Annotated in this window: 13 protein-coding genes and 2 pseudogenes; 3 read left to right on the top strand and 12 right to left on the bottom strand. The window is 70.8% G+C overall.

Annotated features, from left to right (window positions below; translation table 11 throughout):
* Positions 1-26: 26 nt before the first annotated feature.
* Positions 27-860, bottom strand: coding sequence for an alpha/beta fold hydrolase (locus Q2K21_RS17060; protein ID WP_310771635.1), 834 nt, complete (start codon positions 858-860; stop codon positions 27-29).
* A 107-nt stretch (positions 861-967) separates the two neighbouring features.
* Between Q2K21_RS17060 and Q2K21_RS17055 the strand changes: the two genes are divergently transcribed.
* Positions 968-1,450, top strand: a complete 483-nt coding sequence (locus Q2K21_RS17055; protein WP_310771634.1) for a helix-turn-helix domain-containing protein — start codon at positions 968-970, stop codon at positions 1,448-1,450.
* A 298-nt stretch (positions 1,451-1,748) separates the two neighbouring features.
* Positions 1,749-2,888 (top strand): transcription termination factor Rho, encoded by a 1,140-nt coding sequence (gene rho, locus Q2K21_RS17050; protein ID WP_310771633.1) that lies wholly within the window; start codon positions 1,749-1,751, stop codon positions 2,886-2,888.
* Between the two features lie 41 nt (positions 2,889-2,929).
* Here rho and Q2K21_RS17045 read toward each other — a convergent pair.
* Positions 2,930-3,439, bottom strand: a pseudogene (locus Q2K21_RS17045) (lanthionine synthetase LanC family protein); the annotation flags it as partial.
* 174 nt (positions 3,440-3,613) lie between these two features.
* Between Q2K21_RS17045 and Q2K21_RS17040 the strand changes: the two are divergent.
* A pseudogene (locus Q2K21_RS17040) lies at positions 3,614-4,486 on the top strand (D-alanyl-D-alanine carboxypeptidase family protein); the annotation flags it as partial.
* Positions 4,487-4,512: 26 nt separating this feature from the next.
* Here the strand turns inward: Q2K21_RS17040 and Q2K21_RS17035 are convergent.
* The 10 genes from Q2K21_RS17035 to Q2K21_RS16990 all read right to left on the bottom strand — a co-directional run bounded on the left by Q2K21_RS17035 (position 4,513) and on the right by Q2K21_RS16990 (position 14,878).
* Positions 4,513-5,886 carry a glycosyltransferase 87 family protein gene (locus Q2K21_RS17035; protein ID WP_310771632.1) on the bottom strand — a complete coding sequence of 458 codons (1,374 nt, stop codon included), beginning with the start codon at positions 5,884-5,886 and terminating at the stop codon, positions 4,513-4,515.
* Positions 5,883-7,271: a polyprenol phosphomannose-dependent alpha 1,6 mannosyltransferase MptB gene (gene mptB, locus Q2K21_RS17030; protein WP_310771631.1), complete on the bottom strand. Its 1,389-nt coding sequence runs from the start codon at positions 7,269-7,271 to the stop codon at positions 5,883-5,885. The genes Q2K21_RS17035 and mptB overlap by 4 nt, the downstream gene beginning before the upstream one ends.
* A 130-nt stretch (positions 7,272-7,401) precedes the next feature.
* Positions 7,402-8,334: a glutaminase gene (locus tag Q2K21_RS17025; RefSeq protein ID WP_310771630.1), complete on the bottom strand. Its 933-nt coding sequence runs from the start codon at positions 8,332-8,334 to the stop codon at positions 7,402-7,404.
* 102 nt (positions 8,335-8,436) lie between these two features.
* Positions 8,437-9,849, bottom strand: a complete 1,413-nt coding sequence (aspA, locus tag Q2K21_RS17020; RefSeq protein WP_310771629.1) for an aspartate ammonia-lyase — start codon at positions 9,847-9,849, stop codon at positions 8,437-8,439.
* A 40-nt stretch (positions 9,850-9,889) separates the two neighbouring features.
* Positions 9,890-10,903 (bottom strand): asparaginase, encoded by a 1,014-nt coding sequence (locus Q2K21_RS17015; RefSeq protein WP_310781044.1) that lies wholly within the window; start codon positions 10,901-10,903, stop codon positions 9,890-9,892.
* 11 nt (positions 10,904-10,914) lie between these two features.
* A complete protein-coding gene (locus Q2K21_RS17010; RefSeq protein ID WP_310771628.1) occupies positions 10,915-12,357 on the bottom strand; it encodes an amino acid permease in 1,443 nt (480 codons plus the stop codon).
* Positions 12,354-13,034 carry a FadR/GntR family transcriptional regulator gene (locus Q2K21_RS17005; RefSeq protein WP_310781041.1) on the bottom strand — a complete coding sequence of 227 codons (681 nt, stop codon included), beginning with the start codon at positions 13,032-13,034 and terminating at the stop codon, positions 12,354-12,356. Before Q2K21_RS17005 ends, Q2K21_RS17010 begins: the two co-directional genes overlap by 4 nt.
* Before the next feature lie 167 nt (positions 13,035-13,201).
* On the bottom strand, positions 13,202-14,035 hold the full coding sequence (locus tag Q2K21_RS17000) for an undecaprenyl-diphosphate phosphatase (RefSeq protein WP_310771626.1): 834 nt from the start codon (positions 14,033-14,035) through the stop codon (positions 13,202-13,204).
* Positions 14,036-14,117: 82 nt separating this feature from the next.
* Positions 14,118-14,495: a fluoride efflux transporter CrcB gene (crcB, locus tag Q2K21_RS16995; protein WP_310771624.1), complete on the bottom strand. Its 378-nt coding sequence runs from the start codon at positions 14,493-14,495 to the stop codon at positions 14,118-14,120.
* Positions 14,492-14,878: a DUF190 domain-containing protein gene (locus Q2K21_RS16990; protein WP_310771622.1), complete on the bottom strand. Its 387-nt coding sequence runs from the start codon at positions 14,876-14,878 to the stop codon at positions 14,492-14,494. The genes crcB and Q2K21_RS16990 overlap by 4 nt, the downstream gene beginning before the upstream one ends.
* Positions 14,879-14,894 lie beyond the last annotated feature (16 nt).

Raw genomic sequence — 14,894 nt, 5'->3', positions numbered from 1 at the left:
GGCCTACGGCGATCAATTCTGCCCGCTCACAGCACGGTGCGCAGGACCTCGGCGAAGCCCTTCGGGTGGGTGAGGTTGCCGTTGTGGCCGCCGGGGAAGTGGACGAGTCCGGCGCCGAGTCCCGCGGCCAGTTCCTCGGCGCAGCGGTAGTCGAAGACGGATTTCGGGGTGATGAGCCCCGCCGCGGGCACGATCCGGACGGGCCCGGACTTGAGCACGTCGAGTTCGTCGGCGCCCAGCTCGGCACGGCTCATGGTCAGTGCGTCGTACCTGATGAAGAAGGTGAAGTTCGGCTCGCGCGAGGCGTCCAGCTTCGCGAGCCGCGCGCCCGGTTCGCTCTCCTGCCGGGCTGGGTCGATGCCGAGAATCTGACCGATCTTCTTCACTCCAGCGATCCATCCGTCCCGCTCGAAGACGGCCCGCATCTCGTCCAACTCGTTCTGGGCGTGGCGCCGTTCGGCATCGGGCAGCAGTCCGGGAATGGCGGGCTCGTGCGCCACGAGCGTGCTCAGCTGCCCGGGATGCCGCTGCGCGAGCCGCAGCCCGATGACAGCTCCCATGCTGCAGCCGAGCATCGCGGCGGGTTCGCCGGTGAGTTCGGCGAGCAGTCGGTGCACGTCGTCGACGTGCTCGTCGAGTGTCGCGCCGCGCCCCGGGTCATCGAGGACGCTGCGGGACAGGCCGCGGCGGTCGTACGTCACCACCGTGTACGTGTCCACGAGGTGGTCGACCAGCGCGTCACTGCGGTCGGCATCACCCTCGCCGCTCTGGGAGACCAGCAACAGGGGGCCGGAGCCGCGGAGTTGGTAGTGGAGTGTGGCGCCGGGGACGGACATCGTGCGGATCGAGGTGTCATGCATGACTGGTCCCTCCAGCTATGGGCGGTGGCCTGACGACAACAACCAAGCTAATCCATCAGATCTGATACATCAAGCCTGATGCATCTGGCCTGATGTAACCTCCTCCCATGAACGGAGCGGAACTGTTCCTCCTCGGCCGGACCCTGATGAAGATCGGGGAGGAGGCCATCCCGACCGAGGGCGTCGGCCGGTACTCCACCAGCACGCGCTCCGTGCTGATCGTGATGCTCGACATCTACGCCCATCCCGACACCACGGTCGGCGAGGTCGCCACCCGCACCGGACTGCCGCAGAGCGCCGTCTCCGGGTGCGTGGCCCGGCTCAGGGAGACTGGCTCGGTGCTGACCACGACCGACCCCGCCGACCGCAGGCGCACGCTGCTCCGACGCGACCCCGAGATCTCCGGCCGCCGCGCGCAGGTGGCCGCCGCGCCGATCGACGCGGCGGTCGGCACCGCGCTCGGTACCGACGACGCGCAGGAGATCGCGGACACCATCGCCCTGCTGGAGCAGCTCGCCGAACGTCTGTCGCCCAAGGTTCTCGACCGCCTGCGACAGAGCCCGGAACAATCGACGCCGTCGACGCGTTGAAGACACCACTGAGCGACAATTCCCCTCCGCACGAGCGCTCCGAGTGCTACAGTGCGGTCAGCACTTGTGTACGCCGCTCTTCGGGCGCCGGTGCCAGTTCCTCCTGAAATCGCCGACCCGCCTGTCGTTTCCGGCGGCGTATCGGCTTCCCCGCACCACCTCGCAAGCAGCGCGTTTCCGCGTACCCGAGGTGATGTTCCCCGCCGTACCGAGGCGTGATCACGCCCGCCTCCCGGCTCGATCCTCCCCTCCCCTTTCCCTTCCCTCTTTCCGGTTTCCGTCCGTGAAAGGACCACACATGACCACCACACTCGAACACCCCCCTGTACAGCAGGAACTCCCGCCCAAGACCGTCACCGGTGTCCTCGACATCGACGGGAACGGAAAGGGGCACCTGCGCGCCGGGAGCGGCCTCTCCGCGGCCACCGACCTCCAGGTCTCCCCGGCCCTGATCCGCCGCCACGGCCTGCGCAAGGGCGACACGCTCGTCGGCGCCGGGGCCGGGCGCTCCCTCACCGAGGTCGAACGGATCAACGGCCGCACTCCCGACGACCTGCGCGGCCGTCCGCACTTCCGTGACCTCACCCCGCTGCACCCGCGCGAGCGGCTCCGGCTCGAACACCCGGCGGCCGGGCTGTCCGGGCGCGTCATCGACCTCGTCTCGCCCGTCGGCAAGGGCCAGCGCGGGCTGATCGTGGCCCCGCCCAAGACCGGCAAGACCGTGCTGCTCCAGCAGATCGCGGCGGCCGTCGCCGGCAACCACCCCGAGTGCCATCTGATGGTGGTACTGCTCGACGAGCGGCCCGAGGAAGTCACCGACATGCGGCGCTCGGTGCGCGGCGAGGTGTACGCCTCCACGTTCGACCGGACGCCGAAGCAGCACATCGCGCTCGCCGAACTGGTCGTCGAGCGCGCCAAGCGGCTCGTCGAGCAGGGACAGGACGTCGTGATCCTGCTCGACTCGCTGACCCGGCTGTGCCGGGCGCACAACAACGCGGCCGCCGCCGGTGGCCGCACCCTCAGCGGCGGCGTCGACGCGGCCGCCCTGCAAGGCCCGAAGCGCCTCTTCGGTGCCGCGCGCCTGGCCGAGGAGGGCGGCTCGCTGACCATCCTGGCCACCGCCCTGGTCGAGACCGGTTCCCGCGCCGACGACTTCTTCTTCGAGGAGCTCAAGAGCACGGGCAACATGGAGCTCCGCCTCGATCGTGCCCTCGCCTCCCGCCGGATCTACCCCGCCGTCGACATCACCCCTTCCGGCACCCGCCGCGAGGAACTCCTCCTGTCCCCGGCCGAGTCGACGGCCGTACGAGGACTGCGGCGCGCCCTGCAGACCCGGGACGGCCAGGCGAGCCTGGAGACCCTCCTGGAGCGCATGCGCGAGACTCCCGACAACGCGACGTTCCTGCGCCGGGTCCAGCCGACGCTTCCCGCCGACTGAAGGCCTCAACGCCCGGGGTTTTCCCCGGAGCGAGCCGAAGGTCAGGACAGGAGCAAGGGCATGTCCCAGCCGGAGGCGGCGGTTCCCGTGGCGTAGGAGTCGAGAGCCAGGGCGACGCCCGCGGCGCCGTCCAGGTAGCCCGAGACGTCCGAGCCGAAGGGGACCCCCGTCATGGTGAAACGGTGGCCGAACGGCAGGTCCGGGTCGAAGGCGGCGGTCAGTTCGCCGGCCAGACGGTCCCGCAGGACGTCGATCCGCGGATCCGCGAAGTCTTCATTGAGACGCCCGAGTTGGTGCAGGGCGCCCGCCCAGCCATGACACAGGGCGTGGTCATTGATGCCCCAGTCGTCAAGGGGCAGGGCCAGCAGCCGGTCCACCGACGCCCGTGACAGGGCCGTCCAGTCGTCACGCCGCAGTGCGAGGGCGGCGAGTTGGACGGCGCGCGAGACGCCGGGGGCCCCGTAGCACCATGACGGCCATCCGGCGGGCTTGTCGTACGCCTCCGGGCCGGCCAGCCACTGGGCCAGGCTGAGATGGCCGGGCCAGAACACCCGAGGCACTTGTTCTCCTCGGCCGTCACTACTGTTCACTGACGAATCACCTGTCAGATAGCAACTTTCCAGCCATGATTCCCAAGGCGCCCCGCGTCGGTGTCCGAGCAACCGATCCCCCACTCGGCCCAAGGAATCCGCGCATTCGCGGCTCGCGTTCCTACGGTGTCTGGTATGACCATCGGACTCTCACCTCGCGCCGCAGCCGCCTGCTGCGCGCTCTGCGCGGCCGGCGCGCTGGCCCTCACACCGCATCCGGTCGCCGCCCGCACGGGCAGCGACCGCGACACCCCGCGGCCCCTGACTTCGCAGCCGCCGGTGCTGTACCGCTCCGGAACACAGGTGCAGCCGCGCCTGGGAGCCCCCGAGGTCCCGGAGGTGTCGGCACTGTCGTGGCTGGTGGCCGACGTCGACTCCGGCGAGGTGCTCGCCGCGCACGACGCGCACCGCCCGCTGCCGCCCGCGAGCACCCTGAAGACGCTGTTCGCGCTCACCGTGCTCCCGGTGCTGCCCGCCAACAGACGGCACACCGTCACCGAGGAGGAACTGGCGGACGTAGGCCCCGGCAGCAGCATCGTCGGCGTCAAGGAGGGACACACCTACCGGGTGAGCGACCTGTGGGAGGGGGTGTTCCTGAACTCCGGCAACGACGCCGTCCACGTTCTGGCCGCGCTCAACGGCGGCTGGCAGACCACGATCCGCCAGATGCAGGCCAAGGCCCGTGCACTGGGCGCCCTCGACACCCACGTCGTCTCGCCCGACGGGTACGACGCTCCGGGGCAGGTGTCGTCGGCGTACGACCTCGCGGTGTTCGGGCGGGCCGGGCTGCGCGACACGGAGTTCGCCCGCTACTGCGCGACCGCCGCGTCGAGCTTCCCCGGCGACGGCGGGCCGTACGAGATCCACAACACCAACCGGCTGCTGACCGGCGCCGACGGCGTCGAGGCCTACCCCGGACTGATCGGCATCAAGAACGGCTACACCAGCGAGGCCGGCAACACGCTCGTCGCCGCCGCGCGCCGCGGCGGGCGCACTCTCGTGGTGACGGTGCTGAACCCTCAGGAGCACGGTCGTCACATGGTCTTCGAGGAGGCCCGCTCGCTGCTGGACTGGGGCTTCGCCGCCACCGGACGCGTCGTGCCGGTCGGCTCGCTGCTGCCCGGCCGGCCGCCCCTCGCGCAGTCCGGGCCCGCCTCGCTGCCGGCGGCGACACCGGTCGGCGACGGCGACGGACCGGGCCGGCTGGAGACCTGGGCGCTGTCGGGCGCGGTCGGTGTGGCCGCCGGGGGCACCGTGCTGGCGCTGCGGCTCAAGGGCGGGCGATCGAGACGCGGTTGACCGACCGGCAGCCCCAGCAGCAGCCCGAGGGTGATCCACACATACGTGTTGCTGCCGAGGAAGCCGTCGATCCCGGACGCGTCGTCGAACCACAGCCACACCACGCTGCTGCACAGCACCGCGTACAGAGCGCCCGCGATCCGCAGTCGGCGCCGGTGCACGAGCACGGCGAACGACGGCAGCAGCCACACGAGATGGTGCACCCAGGTGATCGGACTGACCAGGCAGGCCGCGAGCCCGGTGAGGGCGAAGGCGGCCCGCCAGTTGCCGGCCCGCAGCGCACGGTGCGTGCGCCACATCCACACCGCGAGGGTCAGGACGACGGCCAGTGCCCAGACGGCGCGGCTCGGTGTCTCCGGTGCGACAAGCCGGGCGAGGACGCCCTGGAGGGACTGGTTGGAGACGTAGTCGAGGCGACCGACGCGGGTGGTGTCCCAGACGGCGCGCGTCCAGTAGAAGCGGGAGGCGTCCGGTGCCGCCCAGGCCGCGAGCGCGGTGGCGGCCACGGCGACGGCGGTCGCGACGGCAGCGGCCCGCCATCTGCGGGCGAGCAGCAGCAGGCCGATGAAGAGCGCGGGCGTGAGCTTGACGGCCGCCGCCAGGCCGATGCCGGCCCCGGCCCAGCGCCCCCGCCCGGTGGACAGCAGCCAGGCGTCGGCGAGTACGAGGGCCAACAACAGGAGGTTGACCTGGCCGAAGCTGACGGTGTCCCGGACGGGTTCGAGCAGCGCCAGCGCGCAGCAGGCGAGCGCCCAGCCGAACCAGCCGTAGCGGCGCAGTTCCCGGCGGACGAGGACCCACAGGACGAAGGCGACGGCACCGAGGTTGAACAGCAGCGCGAGGCCGATCGCCGTGTTCAGGCCGACGAACGCCATCGGCAGCATGCCGAGGGCGGCGAACGGCGGGTACGTGAAGCCGTACGACGTCCCCGGCACCCGGTAGTCGTAGATGCGACCGCCGTGGTGCGCCCAGGCGTCCACGGTCCCGTAGTAGACGCGCAGGTCGAACCAGCCGCGCAGCAGCGGCACCGTCGCCGTGAAGGCGGCCACCGCGGCGGCGAGAAACAGGACGAGGAGCAGTCGGCCCCGCTCGGTGCTCGGTGGTCTCACGCGGTCCGCCCCAGCGCCGGTGCCTGTGCCGCCTGGTGCGCCTGCAAGAGCACGACCACGGCGAGGACGCCACCGGAGACGGCCAGGGCCACCTGGGCGAGGTCGGGCGGGCCGCCGCTCGGCAGCACGGCGAGCGCGAGGACGGCGGTGACGGCGGCCACCCGGTGGCGTACGGAGGTGCTGGGCGCGGCGGCGGCGATGAGGAAGAGTCCCCACAGGGCGTACCAGGGCCGGATCGCCGGGCCGAGGACGGCTACGGCGGCGAGGCTCAGGCCGAGCGCGTAGACCGGTCCCGGCCGCAGCCTCAGCCATATGAACAGCACCGCGACCGTGGTCGCGAGGAGTCCGGCCGCGTGCCAGACAGGGGTCGCGAGAGGCGCCAGGTCGCTGCCCAGCCCTTCGAGCAGACGGCCGGTGACCCGGCCGAGGACGCTGGTGGGCGACCAGTTGTGCGGCGATACGGGCGTCTTCAGGGCCGCTATCCAGCCGTATCCCGTGCCGACGACGGCGGTGGCCACGACCGTGGTGGCGAGTGCGACCGCCGTGGTCGTCGCCGCCGCCCGGGCGAGACCGACGTGCCGGCGCAGCGCGATCACGGCCGGCAGGCCGAGCGCGGCCGGTGCCTTGACCAGCGCGGCAAGCGTGACCAGGACGACGCCGAGGACGTACAGACGGCCGCGGGCGGTGAGCAGGCCGACGCCGAGCAGCCCGAGCATGACGGCGTCGTTGTGGGCGCCGGCGACCAGGTGCAGCAGCACCAGCGGGTTGAGGGCGCCGAGCCACAGGGCGGCGACCGGATCGGCACCGCACTGCCGGGCGAGCCGCGGCAGCGCCGCCGCCATCAGGGCCACGCCGAGGAGTGCGACCAGCCGCATGCCGAGCAGCCCGGCCGGCAGTTCGCCGCGGGTCAGGCCGGAGAGCCCGGAGGCCACGGCGAGGAAGACCGGACCGTACGGTGCCGCGGTGTCCCGCCACACCGGCGCGACCTCGTCCGCGAGCGGACCACCGAGCTGTGCGGGCCCGTGCGCGTACACGTCGATGTGGGCGTCGACCATGGCGCCCTGTGCGAGGTAGCTGTACACGTCCCGGCTGAACAGCGGCGGCGCGAGCAGCAGCGGTGCCGCCCACACGGCCAGGACGAGCAGCAAGGCGCGTGGCGTCGGCGGCTCGGGGCCGCGTATCACCCTGCCGAGCAGTGCCCAGGCGGCGATCAGCAGGACCACACCGAAGTACACCCCCACGAGTCCGAGGGCGGCGCGCCCGGACTCGGGGGAGACGAGATCCGCGACCGGCAGGGCTCCGGCGGTCTCACCGCCCAACGCGAGAAAGGCGGTACCGGCCAGACCGAGCGCCTGGCAGCGGCGGAGATCGACGGGGAAAGCCATGGCCAACACTCGGAAAGCGTGTCAATGCCGGGTGGCCGGGAAGCGACACATGTCCCTCGCCGGGACGGACTGCGTGTGACCGCCGAGTGATCGGCGGCCACCGCGGACCCCGGAGGTACCGGTCGGCTCCTCAGAAGACGGACAGCCCCGTCAAGGTGGTGAAGCGGTCGAGTGCCGCCACACCCGCCACGGAGTTGCCGCGCTCGTCGAGGCCGGGGCTCCATACGCACAGCGTGCAGCGGCCGGGGACGACCGCGATGATGCCGCCGCCCACGCCGCTCTTGCCGGGCAGGCCGACCCGGTAGGCGAAGTCACCCGCCGCGTCGTACGTGCCGCAGGTGAGCATCACCGCGTTGACCTGCTTGGCCTGGCTGCGGGTCAGCAGCCGGGTGCCGTCGGCGCGGATACCGTGCCGGGCCAGGAAGCCGGTGGCAAGGGCGAGGTCCGCACAGGACGCCTCGATGGAGCACTGCCTGAAGTACTGCTCCAGGAGGGCCGGCACCGGGTTGTCGATGTTGCCGTAGGACGCCATGAAATGGGCGAGCGCCGCGTTGCGGTCGCCGTGCGCGGTCTCGGACGCGGCGACCTCCTTGTCGAAGGTGAGGTCCGCGTTGCCGCTCTCGGCCCGCAGGAAGTCGAGCAGCGTGCCGGCCGCGTCACCGGTACGGGTGTGCAGCCGGTCGGTGACGACGAGGGCGCCCGCGTTGATGAAGGGATTGCGCGGGATGCCGTTCTCGTACTCCAGCTGGACCAGGGAGTTGAACGGGTTGCCGGACGGTTCCCGGCCCACGTGCTCCCACAGTTCGTCGCCCTCGCGGGCCAGGTTCAGGGCGAGGGTGAAGACCTTGGTGATGGACTGGGTGGAGAACGGCTGCCGCCACTCCCCCACGCCGTAGACCGTGCCGTCCAGCTCGGCGACCGCCATGCCGAAGCGGCGCGGGTCACGGGCGGCGAGGGCCGGGATGTAGTCGGCGGCCCGGCCGCGCCCGGGCGTCTTGTCCATCTCTTCGGCGATGCGCTCCAGGACCGGCTGGAAGTTCAGCGACGGGGACATGATCACCATTGTGCCGCCCGGTCGTCGGCGCCGCTCATCCACCGTTCGCCGCGCGGGGCGGCGTCCCCCGGACGCCGTCCCGCCGTGTCGTGCGCCGTGCACATCGGCCGGTCAGACCGCCGGCGAGCCACTGCCCGCTACGACCTCGGGCCGCAGCAGGGCCTGAAGCCGCTCGGCCGGCAACAGGCCCTTCTCCAGCACGAGTTCGGCGACTCCGCGCCCGCTGGCGAGAGCCTCCTTGGCGATGCCGGTGGCCGCCTCGTAGCCGATGTACGGGTTGAGGGCCGTGACCAGGCCGATGGAGTTCTCCACGGCGGCCCGCAGCTCCGCCTCGTTCGCCGTGATCCCGGCGACGCACCGCTCGGCGAGGGTCAGGCAGGCACGCTCCAGGTGCGTGATGCTCTCGGAGAGGGAGTGCAGGATGACCGGCTCGAAGGCGTTCAGCTGAAGCTGGCCGGCCTCCGCGGCCATGGTGATGGTGACGTCGTTGCCGATCACCTCGAAGGCGACCTGGTTGACGACCTCGGGGATCACCGGGTTGACCTTGCCGGGCATGATGCTCGAACCGGCCTGCACCGGCGGCAGGTTGATCTCGTTCAGGCCCGCGCGCGGACCGGAGGACAGCAGACGCAGGTCGTTGCAGCTCTTGGACAGCTTGACGGCGATCCGCTTGAGCACGCCGGACATCTGGACGAAGGCACCGCAGTCCTGGGTGGCCTCCACCAGGTTGGCGGCCGTCACCAGCGGAAGTCCCGTGATCTCGGCGAGATGGCGGCGCGCCGACTCGGCGTATCCGGCGGGGGCGTTGAGGCCGGTGCCGATCGCCGTGGCGCCGAGGTTGATCTCGTGGATCAGCTCGACGGCCTCCGCGAGCCGGCTGCGGTCCTCGTCGAGCATGACCGCGAACGCGGAGAACTCCTGCCCCAGCGTCATCGGCACCGCGTCCTGCAACTGGGTGCGGCCCATCTTCAGCACGTCGCGGAACTCGACGGCCTTGCGGGCGAAGGCGTCCTGAAGCACGGCCATCGCCTTGAGCAGGCCGCGCACGGCGTAGACGGTCGCGATCTTGACGGCGGTCGGGTAGACGTCATTGGTGGACTGGCCGAGGTTGACGTCCTCGTTCGGGTGCAGGTGCCGGTACTCGCCCTTGGCGTGGCCGAGCAGTTCCAGCGCGCGGTTGGCGACGACCTCGTTGGCGTTCATGTTGGTCGAGGTGCCGGCGCCGCCCTGGATGACGTCCACGACGAACTGGTCATGCAGCTTGCCGTCGCGGATCTCGCGGCAGGCCTCGACGATGACGGCGGCCTTCTTCGGTTCCAGCAGCCCGAGTTCCTCGTTGGCGAGGGCGGCGGCCTCCTTGACCGCGGCCAGGGCGTCGATCAGGTGCGGGTAGGCGGAGATCGGCGTCCCCGTGATGGGGAAGTTCTCCTTGGCGCGCAGGGAGTGGATGCCCCAGTACGCCTCGGCGGGTACGTCGCGGTAGCCGAGCAGGTCGTGTTCGCTGCGGTGGGCTGCGGCGGTCATGGCTGTGCGGGTCCTCTTTCGGAGGTGGGGGTCAGGTCGGTCAGGCGTACGTCTGGGGAAGGGGGTCGAGCGCGCGGACCGGCCGGATGGTGCCGACCGGCTCGGCGCCGCCGAGGAGGGGTTCCCCGGCGAACTCGGCGAGCGCGGCCGGGGCGACCCCGGCGCGGGCGAGGGCCGCCGCGGCGACCGGGATCCGGGCCCGGTTCGCCCCGTCGGCGATCTTCACGGCGACGGCCCGGCCGTCGGGCAGCGCGGCCACCTCGACGCCCTCGAAGCCGTCCTTGGCGAGCAGCCCGGGTACGGCCCGCATCAGCGCGGCCACGTCGCGACCGGAGCCGGAGGCCATCTCGGCGTGCTCGCGCATCGCGTCCGCCACCCGCGCCTCCGGGGTACCGGCCGGCGCCGTGGTGATGCGGGCCGCGGCACGCGCCAGCCCGTGCAGCGACACGGAGAACAGCGGCGCGCCGCAGCCGTCGACGGTCACCCGGGCGATCGCCTGGCCGGTGAGGTCTTCGACGATCTCGGCGATGGCCCGCTGGAGCGGGTGGGCCGGGTCGAGGTAGCCGTCCAGCGGCCAGCCGTTGAGCCGGCAGGTGTACAGCATGGCCGCGTGCTTGCCCGAGCAGTTCTGCGCGAGCCGGGACGGCAGGCGGGCCTCGCGCACCCAGGCGTCCCGCACGACCGGGTCGTACGGCAGGTCGGGGACGTTACGCAGGTCGTCCTCACCCGCCCCGGCCAGCTCCAGGATCCGCCGGGCGCCGGCCAGGTGCCGCTCCTCGCCGGAGTGGCTTGCCGCGGTCAGCGACAGCAGCTCCCCGTCGAGCGGGAGTCCGGCCCGCAGCATCGCCACCGCCTGTACGGGCTTGAGCGCCGAGCGCGGGTAGAAGGCGGCCTCGATGTCACCGAGCTGGAACTCCACGGTCCCGTCGGTGCCGAGGACGACGACCGAGCCGTAGTGGATGCCCTCGATGACCCCACCGCGGATGAGGTGGGCGACGGGGGCGTGCAGGGGCTCCCGGATCACAGGAGCCTCAGCCACCGGACTTCCGTACAACACTGGGTGGTTCACACATTCACCTTGGGGGACTTACCGCGGGCGGCCCGCCCGCGCACGCCGTACCAGCCGGCCACCAGCGCCGCCACGACCAGCGGCAGGCACAGCACGGTGGTGCGGCCGGCGCCGCCGTCGGCGTACATCAGGACGAAGACGGAGGCCAGGAAGCCGAGCGTGACGATCTCGGTCCACGGGGAGCCGGGCAGGCGGTAGCTCGGACGGGACAGTTCGCCGTTCTGCGTCTTCTTCCAGAAGAGCAGGTGACAGAGCATGATCATGCCCCAGGTGGACAGAATGCCGATCGCCGCGAAGTTGAGCACGATCTCGAACGCGTCCGCCGGGACCACGAAGTTGAGGCCGACGCCGAGGACGCAGATGCCGCTGGTGAGCAGGATGCCGCCGTACGGGACCTGGCTGCGGCTCATCACGCCCGTGAACTTCGGTGCCGAGCCGGACATCGCCATGGAGCGCAGGATGCGGCCGGTGGAGTACAGACCGGAGTTGAGCGAGGACATGGCGGCGGTGAGGACGACGAGGTTCATCACGCCGCCGGCCGCCGGGACGCCGATGTTGGACAGGACGGTCACGAAGGGGCTCTCGCCGGCGGAGTACTTGTTCCAGGGCAGCAGCATCGACAGCAGGACGACCGAGCCGACGTAGAAGAGGCCGACGCGCCACATGATCGAGTTGATCGCCTTGGGCATGATCTTCTCGGGGTTCTCGGTCTCCCCCGCGGCTACACCGACGAGTTCGACGGAGGCGTAGGCGAAGACGACGCCCTGGATGATCAGCAGCATCGGCAGCAGGCCGTTGGGGAAGACGCCGCCGTGGTCGGTGATCAGGGAGGGGCCGGGGGTGGTGCCTTCGACCGGATGCTGGGTGACCAGCAGGAAGATGCCGATCACCATGAAGATCACGAGGGCACTGACCTTGACGATGGCGAACCAGAACTCCAGTTCGCCGAAGATCTTCACGGATATCAGGTTCACCGTGAGCACCACGGCGAGCGCGACGAGCGCGATCACCCACTGTGGAATGTCGGAGAACATGCCCCAGTAGTGGGTGTAGGTGGCCACGGCCGTGATGTCGGCGATGCCGGTGGTCGCCCAGTTGAGGAAGTACATCCAGCCCGCGGTGTACGCGCCCTTCTCGCCGAGGAACTCGCGGGCGTACGAGACGAAGGCGCCGGAGGAGGGCCGGTACAGGACGAGTTCGCCCAGGGCGCGCACGACCAGGAAGGCGAAGACGCCGCAGACGGCGTACGCGATGAAGAGAGAGGGGCCGGCGTCGGCGAGGCGGCCGCCCGCGCCGAGGAAGAGGCCGGTGCCGATGGCGCCGCCGATGGCGATCATGTTGACGTGCCGGGACTTGAGGGACTTGCTGTAGCCCGCGTCGCCGGCGTCGACATGACGGGACGAGGGGCGCGTCTCGTCTTTGAGGTGCTGTTCGCTCACGCCTCGGGTCCGCCTTCCAGGGGGATGTTGTCCGTACGCCCGGGGCGCACGATGTCGGTGAGGGTCGTCTCGACCCGGTCGAGGTGGTGGGCCATCGCCTCCACCGCGTCATGCTCGGAACCGTCCATCAGCGCCTCGACGATCGCCCGGTGCTCGCGATTGGACTGCTCGCGCCGGCCGCCCAGCTCGTTGAGGAAGGCCGACTGGCGGGCCAGCGCGTCCCGGATCTCCTCGATCACCCGGCGGAACACCGGGTTCTGGGCGGCTTCGGCCACGGCGAGATGGAAGAGGGTGTCCATCGCGACCCACGCGGTGGTGTCCGTCTCCCGCTCCATCCGGTCCAGGAGGTGGGCCAGGTGGTCGAGGTTCTCCGGGGTGCGGCGCAGCGCCGCGTACCCGGCGACCGGGATCTCGACGTGGCGGCGCACCTCCAGCAGGTCGCTGGCCGCGTAGTCGCCGAAGGTGGGGTCCTCGACGGTGCTGGCGACGACAAAGGTGCCCTTGCCGGTCTTGGAGACGGTCAGGCCCATGGTCTGCAGGGCCCGCAGGGCCTCCCGCAGCACGGGGCGGCTGATCTCCAGGGTGCGGCACAGCTCCGCCTCGGAGGGGAGCTTGTCACCGATGGCGTACTCGCCGCGCTCGATGGCGCCGCGGAGGTGGGTGAGCACCGCTTCCATGGCGCTGACGCGCCGCGGTGCCCGACCACCTGTCTGGCTGTCTGACAGGTTCACGGTGGCGATCCTCCGGGTTGCGGGACGGGACTGTCAAGGGGCCTGGAAAGGAAACTTTCATGGGGCGTGAAGCCTGAATATCGGCTTCACGCCCCAGGGATGATCAGCGGCGATCAGCTGAGCACGCCGGTCCCGAGCAGGCCCAGGAGCGCCACTCCGACGACGATCCGGTAGATCACGAAGGCGTTGAAGGAGTGCTTGGCGACGAACTTCAGCAGCCAGGCGATCGAGGCGTAGGCGACCACGAACGAGACGATCGTGCCGACGGCGAGCGGCGCGGCGCCCACGCCCGTGCCCAGCGCGTCCTTCAGCTCGTACAGGCCCGCGCCGGTGAGGGCCGGAATGCCGAGGAAGAAGGAAAGACGGGTGGCGGCGACCCGGTCGAGGTCGAGGATGAGCGCGGTCGACATCGTGGCGCCGGAGCGGGAGAAACCGGGGAAGAGCAGGGCGAGGATCTGCGAGCTGCCGACCAGCATCGCGTCCTTGAAGGAGGTGTCGTCCTCACCGCGCTTGTGCCGGCCCATCTGGTCCGCCGCCCACATCACACCACTGCCCACGATCAGCGAGCCCGCCACCACCCAGAGCGAGGCGAGCGGGCCGTCGATGAGATCCTTGGCGCCCAGCCCCACCAGGACGATCGGGATGGTCGCGGCGATCACCCACCAGGCGAACTTGTAGTCGTGGTGGTAGCGCTCCTCCTTGTTGAACAGGCCCCGGAACCAGGCCGAGACGATCCGCACGATGTCCTTGAAGAAGTACAGGAGCACGGCCGCGATCGCGCCCACCTGGATGACGGCCGAGAAGCCGACGACGGCCTTGTCGTCGACGGGGATGTCCATCAGCCCCTCAGTGATCTTGAGATGGCCGGTCGAGGAGACGGGGAGGAATTCGGTCACCCCCTCGACGACTCCGAGGACGACGGCCTGACCGACGCTGATGACGCTCATGGGATCCAGTTCTGAGGAGATGGTCGACAGTGCTGTAGACGGTACTGCTGGGACGGTTTTACTACGCGCGGGTGACGTACGCCTACCGAGGCCACACGGCCTCGGCGAACGAAACCCCGGCAAAAGCCGCACCGAGGCCCGCCGTCACGCTAGCGACGACGTTGGCGGCAGCGTAGAACCCCGCCCCGGTCTCGATCAGCCGCAGGGTCTCGTACGAGAACGTCGAATACGTGGTCAGCGCCCCGCACAGGCCCGTGCCGATCAACAGCTGCAGCTGGGGCGAGGCATGACCGGCCGAGGTGGCACCGGCCAGCAGACCGAGGACCAAAGAGCCCGTGACGTTGACCACGAGGGTGCCCCAGGGGAACACCGTGTCGTGCCGCAGCTGCACCGCGCGGTCGGTGAGATAACGCAGGGGTGCGCCGACCATGGCCCCGATGATCACCAGCAGCCAATTCACAACGACTTCTCACCTTTCCCGTCCGCGCCGCTCGGTGCGTCGTCCGCTCCCCGCCCCGCGTACCGGATGACCTCGCAGTCGTCGAGGGTCACCAGTCCCTCGGCGACGAGCTCGTCGAGCTGCGGCAGGAAGGCGCGGACGCGCTCCTCCGTGTCGACGATGATCACGGCCACCGGCAGGTCCTCGCTCAGCGACAGCAGCCGCGAGGTGTGGATGAGCGAGGAGGCGCCGAAGCCCTCGATGCCGTGGAAGACGCTCGCGCCGGCGAGGCCGGCGGCATGCGCGCGGTGCACGATCTCGGCGTAGAGGGGTTTGTGGTGCCATCTGTCGTGCTCGCCGATGAAGACGGTCAGCCGCAGGGCCCTGCCGGTCAGTCGTGTCATGGTCGCCTCCACGGGG

The organism is Streptomyces sp. CGMCC 4.7035, assembly GCF_031583065.1.
GTDB lineage: Bacteria > Actinomycetota > Actinomycetes > Streptomycetales > Streptomycetaceae > Streptomyces > Streptomyces yaanensis.
This window is presented reverse-complemented; position numbering and strand designations above follow the sequence as displayed.